General features: G+C 63.6%; 15 protein-coding genes. 5 read left to right on the forward strand and 10 right to left on the reverse strand.

The genetic code is table 11. The features are described from left to right. Positions 1-94 precede the first annotated feature (94 nt). The 5 genes from QA640_RS16515 to murI form a co-directional block, all read right to left on the reverse strand. Positions 95-1,162 (reverse strand): threonine aldolase family protein, encoded by a 1,068-nt coding sequence (locus tag QA640_RS16515; RefSeq protein ID WP_283041653.1) that lies wholly within the window; start codon positions 1,160-1,162, stop codon positions 95-97. Positions 1,163-1,248: 86 nt separating this feature from the next. Then, the gene (gene rpsD, locus QA640_RS16520; RefSeq protein ID WP_283041654.1) at positions 1,249-1,866 is read right to left on the reverse strand and encodes a 30S ribosomal protein S4; all 618 of its coding nucleotides are present in this window, start codon (positions 1,864-1,866) and stop codon (positions 1,249-1,251) included. Positions 1,867-2,058: 192 nt separating this feature from the next. Further along, on the reverse strand, positions 2,059-2,838 hold the full coding sequence (locus QA640_RS16525; RefSeq protein WP_283041655.1) for an acyltransferase: 780 nt from the start codon (positions 2,836-2,838) through the stop codon (positions 2,059-2,061). 229 nt (positions 2,839-3,067) lie between these two features. Next, positions 3,068-3,841, reverse strand: a complete 774-nt coding sequence (locus tag QA640_RS16530) for an aldolase/citrate lyase family protein (RefSeq protein ID WP_283041656.1) — start codon at positions 3,839-3,841, stop codon at positions 3,068-3,070. A gap of 60 nt (positions 3,842-3,901) precedes the next feature. Further along, positions 3,902-4,699: a glutamate racemase gene (gene murI, locus QA640_RS16535; RefSeq protein ID WP_283041657.1), complete on the reverse strand. Its 798-nt coding sequence runs from the start codon at positions 4,697-4,699 to the stop codon at positions 3,902-3,904. 175 nt (positions 4,700-4,874) lie between these two features. Here murI and QA640_RS16540 point away from each other — a divergent pair, with 175 nt between their 5' ends. Continuing rightward, positions 4,875-5,432 carry a cytochrome b gene (locus QA640_RS16540; RefSeq protein WP_283041658.1) on the forward strand — a complete coding sequence of 186 codons (558 nt, stop codon included), beginning with the start codon at positions 4,875-4,877 and terminating at the stop codon, positions 5,430-5,432. Positions 5,433-5,552: 120 nt separating this feature from the next. On the opposite strand, the gene QA640_RS16545 is transcribed toward QA640_RS16540, so the two are convergent. Next, positions 5,553-6,359: a cyclic nucleotide-binding domain-containing protein gene (locus QA640_RS16545; protein ID WP_349253725.1), complete on the reverse strand. Its 807-nt coding sequence runs from the start codon at positions 6,357-6,359 to the stop codon at positions 5,553-5,555. Positions 6,360-6,588: 229 nt separating this feature from the next. Between QA640_RS16545 and QA640_RS16550 the strand changes: the two genes are divergently transcribed. The 3 genes from QA640_RS16550 (at position 6,589) to QA640_RS16560 (ending at position 8,284) form a co-directional block, all read left to right on the forward strand. After that, on the forward strand, positions 6,589-6,804 hold the full coding sequence (locus QA640_RS16550; protein ID WP_283041660.1) for a hypothetical protein: 216 nt from the start codon (positions 6,589-6,591) through the stop codon (positions 6,802-6,804). Further along, entirely contained in the window at positions 6,752-7,009 is a 258-nt protein-coding gene (locus QA640_RS16555; RefSeq protein ID WP_283041661.1) for a DUF2934 domain-containing protein, read from the forward strand. Before QA640_RS16550 ends, QA640_RS16555 begins: the two co-directional genes overlap by 53 nt. A gap of 153 nt (positions 7,010-7,162) precedes the next feature. After that, positions 7,163-8,284, forward strand: coding sequence for a ring-opening amidohydrolase (locus QA640_RS16560; protein WP_283041662.1), 1,122 nt, complete (start codon positions 7,163-7,165; stop codon positions 8,282-8,284). A 68-nt stretch (positions 8,285-8,352) separates the two neighbouring features. Here QA640_RS16560 and QA640_RS16565 read toward each other — a convergent pair whose 3' ends face one another. The 4 genes from QA640_RS16565 to QA640_RS16580 are packed head-to-tail and all read right to left on the reverse strand — an operon-like array spanning position 8,353 to position 12,076. Then, positions 8,353-8,658, reverse strand: a complete 306-nt coding sequence (locus QA640_RS16565) for a LuxR C-terminal-related transcriptional regulator (RefSeq protein WP_283041663.1) — start codon at positions 8,656-8,658, stop codon at positions 8,353-8,355. A 48-nt stretch (positions 8,659-8,706) separates the two neighbouring features. Then, positions 8,707-9,930, reverse strand: a complete 1,224-nt coding sequence (locus QA640_RS16570; protein ID WP_283041664.1) for an ABC transporter permease — start codon at positions 9,928-9,930, stop codon at positions 8,707-8,709. Continuing rightward, positions 9,927-10,649 (reverse strand): ABC transporter ATP-binding protein, encoded by a 723-nt coding sequence (locus QA640_RS16575; RefSeq protein ID WP_283041665.1) that lies wholly within the window; start codon positions 10,647-10,649, stop codon positions 9,927-9,929. Before QA640_RS16575 ends, QA640_RS16570 begins: the two co-directional genes overlap by 4 nt. Then, positions 10,646-12,076 (reverse strand): efflux RND transporter periplasmic adaptor subunit, encoded by a 1,431-nt coding sequence (locus QA640_RS16580; RefSeq protein ID WP_283041667.1) that lies wholly within the window; start codon positions 12,074-12,076, stop codon positions 10,646-10,648. Before QA640_RS16580 ends, QA640_RS16575 begins: the two co-directional genes overlap by 4 nt. A 657-nt stretch (positions 12,077-12,733) precedes the next feature. On the opposite strand from QA640_RS16580, the gene QA640_RS16585 reads away from it, so the two are divergent. Beyond that, positions 12,734-13,414 carry a response regulator gene (locus tag QA640_RS16585; protein ID WP_283041668.1) on the forward strand — a complete coding sequence of 227 codons (681 nt, stop codon included), beginning with the start codon at positions 12,734-12,736 and terminating at the stop codon, positions 13,412-13,414. Positions 13,415-13,418 lie beyond the last annotated feature (4 nt).

Below are 13,418 nucleotides of genomic sequence, written 5' to 3' on the forward strand. Positions count from 1 at the left end.
ATTAGCCTATTGTTTGAGCATGATCTCCGCGCAAACGCGTTCCGCGTTTGTCGCGAGGGAAAACCGCTGCACACTTTTCCGGATCATACTCTGATCACGCCCCGCGCACGATCTCGCGCACATGGCCGACCGCTTCCTCGATCATCGCAGCCGTTACGTCGAGATGCGTGCAGGCGCGGATGCGTCCGTCCATCATCGCGAGCATCACACCGCGCTGGCGCAAGGCGGCGACCATCTTGTCGCCGGAGACGCCGGCGCCGTCGGGCTTGAAGAACACGAGGTTGGTCTCGGGCTCCTGCACCTCGATGCCCGCGATCTGCGACAACCCGCGCGCCAGCGCACGCGCATTGGCGTGGTCATCCGCAAGTCGATCGACATGGTGGTCGAGCGCATAGATGCAGGCGGCCGCGCAGACGCCGGATTGCCGCATCGAGCCGCCGAGGCGCTGCTTCCACTGCCAGACCGCGTCGATGAACTCGCGCGAGCCGGCGAGCGCGCCGCCGATCGGTGCGCCCAGGCCTTTCGAGAAGTCGATCCAGGCCGAATCCCAGCCGGCCATCATGTCGCGCGCCGCGATGCCGGTGGCGACGGTCGCGTTGAGCAGGCGCGCGCCGTCCATGTGGGTGGCCAGCCCATTCTGCTTCGCGATCGCGACGATCTCGTCGAGCGCCGCCTTCTTCCAGATCGTGCCGCCGCCGATATTGGCGGTCTGCTCGACGCTGACCACCTTCTGCGGCGGCTGATAGCGCGTGCGCGGATGGAGCGCCTTGCGGAGGGTCTCCGGCGTGAACTGTCCGTCGGGCCCCTGGAGCTGCGTGATCTGGAAGCCGCCGAGCGCGGCATGTGCGCCGCCTTCGCGCGCGATAATGTGCGCGGTCTCATGCGCGAGGATCTCGTCGCCGGGACGGCAGTGCACCAGCGTCGCAGTGACGTTGCACATCGTGCCCGAGGGCATGAACACCGCGGCTTCCTTGCCGAGCAGGTCCGCAACGCGCTCGCAGAGCGCATTCGTGGTCGGGTCGTCGCCGACCTGCTCGTCGCCGACCTCGGCGCGCGCCATCGCCTCACGCATTGCGGGCGTTGGCCGCGTCTGCGTATCCGAGAGCAGGTTGATGCGGACGGGTGGTGCGTTGGGATCGGTCGGAGGAGGGGTGTAGAGCATGCGGCGCCTCTTGGATTGGGACGGCCCTTGTCGGGTCTCTTAAGCAAAAAGGCCCCGGTTTTGCCGGGGCCTTTCGAAGGTCGTTATCAGCGCGAATAGTACTCGACGACCAGGTGCGGCTCCATCTGCACCGGGAACGGCACGTCGGAGAGGCCGGGGATGCGCGCGTATTTCGCGGTCATCTTACCATGGTCGACTTCAAGATAGTCGGGCACGTCACGCTCGGCGAGCTGGCTCGCTTCGAGGACGTGGGCGAGCTGCTTGGAGGCTTCCTTGACCTCGATCACGTCGCCGACCTTGAGCTGATAGCTCGAGATGTTGACCTTGCGGCCGTTCACTTTGACGTGGCCGTGGTTGATGAACTGACGGGCGGCGAAGATCGTGGAGACGAACTTGGCGCGGTACACGACCGCGTCGAGACGACGCTCCAGGAGGCCGATCAGGTTCTCGCCGGTGTCACCCTTGAGGCGGCTCGCCTCGACATAGATACCGTGGAACTGACGCTCGGAAATGTTTGCGTAATAGCCCTTGAGCTTCTGCTTGGCGCGCAGCTGCACGCCGAAGTCGGAGAGCTTGCCCTTGCGGCGCTGGCCGTGCTGGCCGGGGCCGTATTCGCGGCGGTTCACGGGGCTCTTCGGGCGGCCCCAGATGTTCTGGCCCATACGGCGATCGATCTTGTACTTCGCCTCACTGCGCTTAGTCATCGCGTCCTCTTGATAGAGTTAGGTTGGTTTGAGGAAACGCGCCCTCCTGTGTGACCGGGAAACCCCGGCACCGACAGGTCCCATCCCCAAAGCTTCAAGGGACAAGACCACGGGTCGCGAAACGCTTCGCGGGCCGAAACCGGCCCGCGAGCAGGCGGCTTTTAGGGGAAATCGGGCCGTCCTGTCAATCTTTTACGTCGCCACAGCCCGGATCGGCTTGGGCTCGGCAGCCTGCCGGCTGCCGCGCAATTCGGCAGCGATTTCAGTGTTCAGGCCCTGTTCCAGCCGGGTCAGGACCCGGGCGATCGGGGCGGCATCGGTAATCCGGTGGTCCCAGCGAAGGACGACATTGATGGTCTGGTCCGGCTCGACTACCCCATAGCTCAGGATGAACGGTCCTGGCGTGATGGCGTGGAGTTCTCCCCCGCCATAGGCTGCAACCGAGGTGACCGAATAGCTACCGAAAAAGCTGGCGCGCTGACGGCCGAAATTGAGGCCGACCAGCCACGCCAGCCGGCGCAGCGGCAGTGGCAGGCGCATCGCCAGCATCATCTTGCGAACCATCGGCACGTCCTGCAGCGGAGCCTCCTTGGCGTGCCGGATCATGGCGTCGATCTCGGCCAATGGCAGGGCGTCCGGGCCGGCAATCCTTTGCGCTACCACACATTCCTCGCCGTCCACGACGCGGGCGATCGCCACCATCGCCACGCTTTTGGGCAGCTCATAGAAGGTCGGCCACGGCCATTTGGCATAGAGGGTGCGCAGGATCGGCTCGTCCCGGGCGACGAGCGCGAAGGCCTTGACGAAGATTGCGGCCCAGCCAGCCGGCAGCTTTGCGCCGGCGCGGGCCTCGAGCAGGGGGCGAATCTGAAGCGGCCGCGACAGCGAGACGAAGGGAACGCCCATCGAGGCGTGCATGAGGTCGAAGACCATGCGCCGCAGCAGCGAGATTTTTCTGGGTGTACCGCGCATCGTCCTCGGGTTTCCGCGGGCTCGAATAGGTGTGGCGAGTCACTCGTTCGCCCGCCGCACTGATCTAGCACGAACCAGTCCGGTTGGAGCCAGCGGGTTCATGAATCACGGTTTTCTCAGGTTCAGAAGAAGGTTCAAGAATTTCGGTAAAATAATGTCTCTTCAATGCTTTAAATGGTTAATTTGATGTAACCTGCAACCGAGCTTGAGAACCGCTCGAAAGGGCAATCTATCGCCTGATCCCCTCGAACGCTGCCATGATGCCGCGCTGGAACAGCGACCAGTCGAAGCCGAGAGCGATGGCGCGGTAACCGCGGTCGATCAGGCGGTTGGCCTGATCGGCGGTGCGCGCCACCCCGCCGATCGGCACGCCGCTCCTAAGGATGCCGGCTTCGGCCCGGGCGACGAGGTCCGACAGCTCTGGGTCGTCCATTTGGCCGCGCTTGTTGATGGAGGTGGCAAGATCGCCAGGACCGATCACCGCGATGTCGATGCCGGGCGTTGCCATGATCTCGTCGATACGGTTGACCGCCTCGACATGCTCGATGGTGATCATGCAGAGCATCTCGTCGTCGGCTGAAGCCATGTAGTCGGGCATCGACTGGCCCCAGCGGAACGGCGCATGGAAGGGACCCCAGAGACGATCGCCGCGCGGCGGATAGCGCACGCTGCGCACCGCCTTCTCGGCTTCCTCGCGGCTCGTGATCATCGGGAAGTTGATGCCGAAGGCGCCGATGTCCATCGGGGCCTTCGCAAGCCAGGGCTCGTTGGCAGCGATCCGCACCAGGGGCGTGCATGGCGTGCCGGTGGTGGCTGATATCATCGCATGCGCTTCGGTGAGGCCGATCGGCCCGTGCTCGAGATCGACGATGATCCAGTCGAGCGAGCGCGCCATGATCTGCACCGTCTGCACGCTCGGAATGGTTGCGATCGCCCCGAAGGCGGGACGGCCTTCGCGCCAGAGCTGGCGGAGACGGTTGAGCGGCGTTGGTGTGGCTGACATGGCCAGAACCTGCGGGGATAGGGGCGACGCAACGTAGCAGTGTGCCAGCGAAGCGAAAAGTCAGGCCGGGACGCGCCCGCCGAAGAATGGCGTCAGCGCAGGGCCGAGCCCATGCGCACGGCGGGACGTAAAGATCATTTCCGCACCAGTCGGCGCAATCTGCGCGGAGCGCGGGCCGAGCAGGTCCGAGACGCGGCGCGCGATCGCGGGTGCCGGGTCGATCCAGTCCACCGGCCAAGGCGCAAGCTTGGTCAGCCGGTCGAGCAGCAGCGGATAGTGCGTGCAGGCGAGCACGATCGTGTCGGTGCGCGCGGTCGCGTCGCCGGCATTGCCGACGAAGCAGGGTTTCAACTCGGCCAGGATATCGCCGTCGCTGACTGCATTGCCGCCGAGCGCAGCCTCCGCGAGCGAGGCGAGTTCGGGCGAGCCGACCAACGTCACCTCGCAGCCTTGTGCGAAATCACGGATCAAGGCGCGCGTGTATTCGCGCTTCACGGTGCCCTTGGTGCCGAGCACAGAGACGCGCCGCGTCTTCGATTGCGCGCAGGCCGGCTTGATCGCCGGCACCGTGCCAACGAAGCGCACGGAATAGGCCTCGCGCAAATGCGACAGCACCAGCGTGGAGGCGGTGTTGCAGGCGATGACGACGAGATCGGGATCGTGCGTATCGATCAGCTCGCCCATCAGAGGCACCACGCGGGCGATGATCTCGTCCTCGCTGTGATGGCCGTAGGGAAAGAAGGCGTCGTCGGCGACGTAGACGTAATGTGCGTCGGGACGCGCCGCGACGACCTCGCGCAGCACGGTAAGCCCGCCAAGGCCGGAATCGAACACCAATATCGTCGGGGACTCTGCCACTTGGTTACCCTAGCCCTGCGATGGTTACCAATCGGTTTTTGGGGCCCTTTTGCGGCGGAAGCCGGCGGAACACGATTTTGAACGATTCAAATCGCCTCGATCACGCTCGCTCGCTATCAGATCGCGGCATGCTGCGCCGCACTTGGGGACATCCGCAAAATTCGGGGGAGCCGACATGATCAGGAACACGCCCGCCGGCTGGGGCAGTATCTCCCGCGGGTTTCACTGGATCCTCGCGGCGGCGACCATCGGGATGATCGGCTTCGGCTGGTGGGTCAACCACGTGCCGGCCAGGCCCGACCGCTTCTTCTACCGCTCGATCCACGCCGATATCGGCTATGTGGTCCTGCTGCTCACGATCCTTCGCCTGCTCTGGCGTGTCGGCAACCTGACGCCGGCGCTGCCGGACGACAGCCGTCCCTGGCAGAAGATCGCCGCACGCATCAGCCACGCCGCGCTCTATCTCATCACGATCATGGTCGCGATGCTCGGCTGGGCCCATTCCGGCGCGCATGCGCCCGATTACTCCAGCTTCTTCGGCCTGTTTCACGTGCCGCAATTCACCTCTCCCGACCGCGAGGCAGCGCGCGCCTATGAAGATCGCCACATCCTCTTTGCCTACGTGTTGCTGGCGCTGATCGTGGTTCACATCGCAGCCGCCGCCTGGCACCACTACATCCGCCGCGACCGCGTCGCGGTACGGATGCTGACGGAGGAAGCGAAGGCGGGATAAGCGTGCCGCAATGACGGAGAGTGGGCAGCGCCATCGCTCTTTTGGGGCGAGCGCTTTGACGGCATTTCAAATGGGTTGCCCGACGCGTCGGTTGGATCCTCGCGCGAACGGCTGACTGCTCTACGCGATCCGGTTCGTGGTCGCCGCGCGTTCCGCCTTGAGCTGCTCCTGCAAGCGCGAGATGTTTTCGAGCAGGCGCTGGCTGGCGAGGACGAGAAAGTAGTAGCCGAATTGCGGATCCTGGAAGTAGATCTCGAGCAACCGTTCATAGGTGATGGTCAGCACCTGGCCGTCCTCGATGCACTCCACCGTTCCGGTCCGCTGGTTGTTCGGTGTCAGGAAGCCGAGCTCCCCCATCAGGCGGCCAGGCGGGATCTCGATGTTGATCTCCTTGACCAGAAATTTGCCGGTCACCGTCAGGAACATCTCGTTGGCGGGGTCGTGTATTTTGAAGAGTGTGTCACCACGGCGGTATTTGCGCTCGGTCATGAAGGGTTTGAGCCATTCCATCGACATGTCGCCTTGCGTCGCGTGGCGCGCCTTCTTGACGAGCTTGAGCATCTGGCGGAGGCGAACGCCGTTGATCGGGACCAAGAGAAGATAGAGCAGAAAGGTCGAGGTGTTGCCGGACAGCAACCCATAGACGGCGAACAACGCGCAGCCGATCATGTTGGCAACCCGCAGCGGCACCATCGTCTGCATCAGAAGCGTCGCGACGAAGAAGATCGCGCCGACGACTGCGAACAGATTGGCCAGCGTGATGTTGGCCAGGAAGATTTCCAGGAGCCGGTTGAACAGGGCATCGTAGGTGATGTTGTTGGGGTCGAGGCCCATCTGCATCAGGATCTTCGCGACCCTGAAATTGTCCGCAGCCGTATCGAGAATACGGTTCAAAATCGACGAGATATCTGCGCTGGACGCCATCATGTTTCCCCACGCCTCAAGCCGTCGGTGCTTCCGGATACGGATAATCGAAACCGATAACGATCGTTTGAGTAAGATGACCTGCGGATTCGATGCAAGCGGCCAATTCTAGCCCGCGCGGCGGTTTCGGCAATTGTCCACTCGTCGGGACCGAAAATCCGGTCTGGCCGGGTGGGGGGAACGGACCCCATTCGACGCCGTTAGCACCGAAAGCAATGTCCGGTGAGCCGTCATGTCCGATTCTTGCGACTATTTTCGTGAGCACGCGATCGTGGCCACCCGAAAGGCGCGCGCCTTGCCGGCGGGTCCGGCAAAGCGCAAGCAGCGAACCGTCGCGCGCGTCTATCATCTCTTGTCCAGGGAGGCGGCGTTCGCGCCCAATATCCATCATCTGGATGAGTTTCGCGCGGCGCAGCGCCTGGAGCGGCAGATCACGGGCACCGGTTGACCGCCGGGAGACTTGTGATGGCTTCCCGACCGACGAGCAGATTCGCGTACGTGCCCACCAGCTCTGGGAAGAAGCCGGCGGCCACGCCGACGCATTCCGGCACGGTGCCGAGCGCGCGCTCGCCGAGGTCGACGACGGTCCGCAGGAAATTGACCAAGCCGACGCCCACCAACCAGCCTGGCTGAGCCGGCGCAGCAGCCTTTGACGACGTGGAGCGGTCGTCGGCGCCGTCTGCTGCAATAGTGTGCAAGGTTCGATGACAGCCTGACGAAACGAACGGCAAATTTGCAGTCTGGAAATCCGCGCCTCGACCGTTATGCTCGTTGCGCGGCCGGCTCCGCGCCGCGGGGGGAATGGCATGCGCACAACATCGGTCGGCGTCGTTCGCATTGCCACCAAAGGGCCGGGCGATGTGGCGGGCCTTTTGGGGATGATCGAGCAGGGCGAGATCGATCCGCAGGCGATCCTCGCGATCCTGGGCAAGACCGAGGGTAATGGCGGCGTCAACGACTTCACGCGCGAGTACGCCGTGGCCGCACTCTGCATGGCGCTGGCGCCGCATGTCGGGCTCGAGCCTCATCAGGTCGAGCAGCGCATCGCGTTCGTGATGTCCGGCGGCACCGAAGGCGTGCTCAGCCCGCACATCACCGTTTTCACGCGCCAAAGCATCGCGATGGCGCCGGCTGGCCTTGCGGGAAAGCGGCTCAGCATCGGTATGGCACAGACCCGTGATTTTTTGCCCGAGGAGCTCGGTCGCAGCGCGCAGATCGAGCAAACTGCGAAAGCGGTGGTATCAGCCATGGCGGATGCCGGCATCACCGAACCGACGGATGTGCATTTCGTGCAGATCAAATGCCCGCTGCTGACCAGCGACCGTGTCGAGGCGGCCTCAGCGCGCGGCAACACAACCGTGACAACAAGCGCCTACAGCTCGATGGCCTATTCGCGCGGCGCCTCCGCGCTTGGCGTCGCGGTGGCGCTCGGCGAGATCGAGGGCGTGATCCGCGACGAGGACGTGCTGCGGCGGTTCGATCTGTTCTCAAGCGTCGCCTCGACGTCGGCTGGGATCGAACTGATGCACAACGTCGTCATCGTGCTTGGCAACTCGGTAACTTCGGCGAGCCCGTTCGAGATCGGTCATGCCGTCATGCGCGATGCTATCGACGCGGCTGCCGTGATCGAGGCGCTCGCAAGCGTGGGGCTAAAGGGCGGATCGACGGCGGAAGCGGGCCGCGAGCTCGTCAACATCTTCGCCAAGGCGGAGGCCTCGCCGAACGGCAGCGTCCGCGGCTTTCGTCACACGATGCTGGAGGATACCGATATCAGCGCGACACGGCATGCCCGCGCTGCCGCTGGCGGCCTGATCGGCGGGCTTGCTGGAACCGGCGCCGTCTACGTCTCCGGCGGGGCCGAGCATCAGGGGCCTCCGGGCGGCGGCCCCGTTGCCGCCATCGTGCGGATCGCCGATGATTCCGATTGAGCGCAGCGGAGGGAGTATCCCCGCGCTCATCGGTGTTCGGCCGGCTGACGGCGGCCAATGTAACGCGTTCACTTCGCGGCGCTGTTCACGCTACGATGCTGGATCGACACGGGAGCCGAAGTGAGCGTCGGCCCGGAGGCGCTTACGAGATCACTGCGCAGTGATGGCGAAGCCGCGTGAAGGGCGAAGATAATGGCAATCTGGGTCCGGTTCTGAAGGCGGTATTTGCGCATGATGTTGCCGATATGCGCGCGAACCGTATTTTCGGAGATCTTGAGCTCGTAGGCGATGTTCTTGTTCTGCATGCCGCGGGCAATCAGCATCATGAGCTCGCGCTCACGCGGCGTCGGTGTAATCGGTACGCTTGTAGTCATGACCAACTCCTCCCTGGCCTGAAGGTTCATTCGATCGCCCCAGCATTCTCACTCCACCTTGAGCGCTTCGATCGGACTGAGCTTGGAAGCCATGTGGGCGGGATAGAACCCGAAGATCACACCGGTCATGGCTGAAAATCCAACGGCAAGGCCAATCGACCGCATGTCGATCGCAGTGATCCAGCCGGCCAATCGCGCCACCGTCATCGACAGCGTGATGCCGCCGACGACACCGATGGCGCCACCAAGAAGACAAAGGACGAGAGCTTCACAAAGAAATTGCAAACGAATATCGCGCATCCGGCCACCGAGGGCGCGGCGAATTCCGATCTCTCGGGTACGTTCAGTGACGGAAACGATCATCACGTTCATGATGCTGATGCCGCCGACGAGGAGCGAGACCGAGGCGATCGCGAACAGCAGCAGCGCCACGGTGCGGATGGCGCCCTGTTGCGCCTCCATGGCGGCCGCGGGATCCTGCACCTTGAAATCGTCGGCCTGGCCGGCGGGAATCCTGTGTCGTTGCCGCAGCAGGCCTTCGATCTCGCTGATCGCGCCCGCCATCTGAGTATCGGAGGCGACCTTGACGAGGATATAGGCGATGGCGTCCCGGTTGATACCGCTTGCGCTGCCGAGAAAGCGCAGCTTGGCCGTGGTCAGTGGGACGAAGGCGACATCGTCCTGCGAGGGCCCCTTGCGATCGAGCACGCCGATGACTTCGAGCGGGACCTGCATGATCCGGACTTGCGCGCCGATCGGATCGTCGCCCAGCGCGAACAACTCTTTGGCGGCGGCACTGCCGAGAATGACAACCTTCGCGGCGCTCGCTTCCTCGGCCGTGGAGAAGTATCGACCGGACGACAATTGCCAGTCGCGCACCATGAAGTGCGATGTGGTCGTGCCGTTGATCGTGGTGTTCCAGTTCTTGCTTTCCCGGATGACTTGCGCTGTGCCCGAGACCGAACCTGCCGCGGTCTGGATCTCCGGAATCTGATCGAGGATCGCCTGCACGTCGCCCTCGGTCATCGTCAGCTTGGTGCCGGCCTTCATGCGAACGGCACCCTGCTGGACCGCGCCCGGCATGATCATCAGCACGTTGGAGCCGATCGAACGGATCTGTTCCTCGACGCGAAGTTGTGCGCCCTTGCCGATGGCGAAGACGGTGACGATCGAGGCCACGCCGATCACGATGCCCAGGATGGTCAGGATGCTGCGCAGCGGGTTCAAGCGCAGCGCATGAAGGGCGGTCTGAAGGGCCTGATATGCCGTCATGATGCCCAGACCTTTTTCGGCATTGGATCACGTATCTCATCCGCGACGACCTCGCCGTCATGCAGGCGGATGGTTCGTTCGCAGCGCGCGGCCACGCTGGAATCGTGCGTGATCATCACGATGGTCTGGCCGCCGTCGTGGAGAGCGTCGAACAGGGCCAGAATCTCGGCGCCGGTCCGGCTGTCCAGCGCGCCGGTCGGCTCGTCCGCGAGCAAGATCGCAGGCGATGCGACGAGGGCCCGCGCGATCGCGATACGCTGCTGCTCGCCGCCGGAGAGCTGTCGCGGAAAATGCCGCGCCCGGTGCAGCATGCCGACCGCCTCAAGGCACTGTTCGGCACGCAGCATCCGCTGCTTGTGGCGGATGCCGCCATAAACGAGCGGCAGCGCCACGTTCTCGAGCGCATTGTGGCGCGCGAGCAGATTGTAGGATTGGAACACGAAGCCGATGCTGTGCGCGCGCAATTCGGACCTGCGGTCATCAGGCAGGTCGGCGACGTCGCCGCCTTCCAGGAGGATCTCGCCCTCGCTCGGACGATCGAGTAGTCCGATCATGTTCATCAGGGTCGATTTCCCTGACCCCGAAGGGCCCATGATGGCAAGGCTTTCGCCGCGCCGGATGTCGAAGCTGACGTCGCGCACCGCGGTCACCGCGACACCGTCGGTCCGGTAGGTGCGACAGACCGATCTGAGGCTGACGAGTGCGGGGAGGGCTGTCATGACCCGAACCTTATTCCAAGCAGTTCCATGCCCGCGGGCCGGATCGCCTGACCGACCGCCACCTGGCTGCCTTCGGTCAGGTCGCCGCTTTTGAGCGCGACCTGTTCGGCGCCGTCGGTGCCGACCGTGACAGCGATGCGCTTGAGTGAGCCCGTAGACGTGCGCAGCCATACGCCGTCCCGGCTTTGGGTTGTGGACGGCTGCGTGCCGCTCGGCTGGAAGCGGAGCGCCGCGACCGGCACCTTCAGAACGTCGTCCTGGCGGTCGATCACGATCTTGACGAGCGCGGTCATGCCGGGAAGCAGCGCGCCGTCGAGATTGGAGGTCGACAGCACGACGGTATAGGTGACCACATTTTGCTGCGTCTTGGGCGCCTTGCGGACCTGCCGCACGACTGCCTCGAAGCGGCGGTCCGGATAGGAATCGACCGTGAAGTGCGCGCGCTGGCCGGCGGCGATGCGTCCGATATCTGCCTCGTCGACCTGGGCGTGGATCTCCATGTCCTCGAGCCGGTGCGCCACCAGGAAGGCAGTTCGCGCCTCAAGACCGACCGCGAGCGTCTGTCCCTCGTTGATGAACCGGCCGACGACCACACCGTCAATCGGAGAGCGGATGATGGTGCGGTCGAGATCGGCCTCGGCGGCGCGGAGAATGGCCTCCTTCTCCGGCACGGCTGTCCTCGCCTGCTGGAGCTCGGCCTCGATCCGGCGCACGTCGGCGGTGGCACCTTCGACGGCGTAGGCGTTCAGGGTCACGAGAACCTCCGCCTCGCGCTCCTGTGCGAGGCGCGCGGTGAAATCGGTCTGCGCGTCCTCGACCGTCGTGGTCGCTACCACGTTCTGCGACTGTAACGCCAGTTTGCGCTGGAGCGTCCGCTGCGCCGAAGCCTTGACCGCCTGGGCGCTGTCCAGTTTGGCCGCCAGCACCGCCCTTGTGCCCTTCGCATTCTCAAGGTCGATCTTGCCGCGGTCGAGCTTGGCTTGCTCCAGCTCGACATTGGCGCGCGCCATCTCGACCGCCGCCTTGGCTTCGTCGACCTTGGCCGCAAAGCTCCGCGGGTCGATCTGTGCCAGCGGCTGGTCCTTCCGCACATTGTCGTTGAAGTCGACGTGGACCTTCGAGATCTGCCCCGACAGTTGCGATCCCACTTCGATCGTCTTCACGGGCTGAAGCGCGCCGGTGACCGTGATCGTCTGTTCGATGCTGCCGCGCTGGATCGAGGCATAGCGGAACATCGGCGGGTCGGAGCCGATGGTCGGAGCTTCCTGCACGGCGGGCAGGATGGTCTGCGTGGTTGCGCGATAAGCGTGTCCGGCTCGGTTCGCGATCCACGTGGCCGAAGAGCGCATACCGGCGGGATCAATGGCAAAACCCGCCGAAAATGCGGAAACGCCACCCAGCGCAATGAGGATCGGCACAAAACGCATATTGAAACCCCGGCCTTATCAAAAAAGAAGACCGTCATGCACAATTTCGCGCACAGGTAGTAATTTCCGTGCTCTCGCTTGACGGTCAAGCAATATGTCGCCGGTGTTAGGTCTCTGGACGTGTGCGCTCCCTGAAACAAACGTCAAGTTGTGAGTCGCCGAACCGCCACTTTTAGGATGGTGCATATACTCCGGGACTCGATCCGGACTCGGAATCGATCTTTCTCAATCACTAATTGCAAGATGTGTTATGGTGTGGAGGGGTATGGGCCGGGCGGAGCATACTGATTTCTGTTCGTGGATGAGAGCGCGCCATGAGCACACGGGCGACACGGCAGCGGCTTCAGCACATTCGTCGCACGGAAGCCCGTGCTTCCGCATTCGGCGTGCTTTGTCATCTCTGCCGCGATAGTGCGATCTCGCTGACGATGAGAGATCTCCGTCAAATGCGGACCAGTGACGCGGTGCGCCGTTCGCCCGTGGGGGCGACGCTATCGATTTTCTTTTTGCCAAGAAGAAGCAAACGCAGGAAGTGTGAACTGGCCCGCAGATGTCACGACGCTGAATTAGTATGAATGTTTGATTGTATCGAGGAGCTGGGGCCCGTCGGTTCTCGCGAGATTACGACTCAATTTTCAAATCTGGAGTCTCTGTGCCATGAGTACGAGCCCGGCAACGATTTATGTGATTGACGATGATGAGCAAATAAGGACATTGCTTGGAAATCTCTGCCATGACGCCGGACTTGAAGTGAAGCTGTTCGGTTCGACAGACGAGTTCTCGGCGGAGCAACTCTCCAATGGCCCATCGTGCCTGGTGCTCGACGTTCGCTTTCCTGGGACCTCGCCGACCGGGCTCGATCTGCAGCGAACGCTGGCCGACTCCGGGGTCCCGGTTCCGATCGTGTTCATCAGCGGTCATTCCGATATCCGCGTCTCCGTGGAGGCGATGAAGCGCGGAGCGGTGGAATTTCTGCCCAAGCCGTTTCGCGAGCAGGAGTTTCTCGACGCGGTGCGGCTCGGCGTGGAGCGCGACCGCAGGCGGCTGGAGCGCGAGCACGTCGTGCGCGAAGCTCGGCGGCGCTTCGAGGAGCTGACGGTGCGCGAACGCGACATATTGCTGCTGATGGCGGAGGGACTCGTCGCCAAGCAGATCGCGGCCAGGCTGAATGTCAGCGAAGTGACGGTGAAGGTGCACCGCGCGCGCATGATGCGGAAGCTGCAGATGCGCTCGCCGATCGAGGTTGTGAGGCTCGTCGACAGCATCAGGCCGGACGTTGCGACGATGCGTCAGCGCGCCGGTGCATCGAACGGAGCCGAAGTCACGCGCGGCATCTAGTCCG

The organism is Bradyrhizobium sp. CB82 (genome assembly GCF_029714405.1).
Taxonomy (GTDB): domain Bacteria; phylum Pseudomonadota; class Alphaproteobacteria; order Rhizobiales; family Xanthobacteraceae; genus Bradyrhizobium.

Bases quoted from the DNA above. Each gene is read 5' to 3' on its own strand.
- QA640_RS16515 (WP_283041653.1), bottom strand. From the start codon at position 1,162: ATGCTCTACACCCCTCCTCCGACCGATCCCAACGCACCACCCGTCCGC.
- rpsD (WP_283041654.1), bottom strand. From the start codon at position 1,866: ATGACTAAGCGCAGTGAGGCGAAGTACAAGATCGATCGCCGTATGGGC.
- QA640_RS16525 (WP_283041655.1), bottom strand. From the start codon at position 2,838: ATGCGCGGTACACCCAGAAAAATCTCGCTGCTGCGGCGCATGGTCTTC.
- QA640_RS16530 (WP_283041656.1), bottom strand. From the start codon at position 3,841: ATGTCAGCCACACCAACGCCGCTCAACCGTCTCCGCCAGCTCTGGCGC.
- QA640_RS16540 (WP_283041658.1), top strand. From the start codon at position 4,875: ATGATCAGGAACACGCCCGCCGGCTGGGGCAGTATCTCCCGCGGGTTT.
- QA640_RS16545 (WP_349253725.1), bottom strand. From the start codon at position 6,359: ATGATGGCGTCCAGCGCAGATATCTCGTCGATTTTGAACCGTATTCTC.
- QA640_RS16550 (WP_283041660.1), top strand. From the start codon at position 6,589: ATGTCCGATTCTTGCGACTATTTTCGTGAGCACGCGATCGTGGCCACC.
- QA640_RS16555 (WP_283041661.1), top strand. From the start codon at position 6,752: ATGAGTTTCGCGCGGCGCAGCGCCTGGAGCGGCAGATCACGGGCACCG.
- QA640_RS16560 (WP_283041662.1), top strand. From the start codon at position 7,163: ATGCGCACAACATCGGTCGGCGTCGTTCGCATTGCCACCAAAGGGCCG.
- QA640_RS16565 (WP_283041663.1), bottom strand. From the start codon at position 8,658: ATGACTACAAGCGTACCGATTACACCGACGCCGCGTGAGCGCGAGCTC.
- QA640_RS16570 (WP_283041664.1), bottom strand. From the start codon at position 9,930: ATGACGGCATATCAGGCCCTTCAGACCGCCCTTCATGCGCTGCGCTTG.
- QA640_RS16575 (WP_283041665.1), bottom strand. From the start codon at position 10,649: ATGACAGCCCTCCCCGCACTCGTCAGCCTCAGATCGGTCTGTCGCACC.
- QA640_RS16580 (WP_283041667.1), bottom strand. From the start codon at position 12,076: ATGCGTTTTGTGCCGATCCTCATTGCGCTGGGTGGCGTTTCCGCATTT.
- QA640_RS16585 (WP_283041668.1), top strand. From the start codon at position 12,734: ATGAGTACGAGCCCGGCAACGATTTATGTGATTGACGATGATGAGCAA.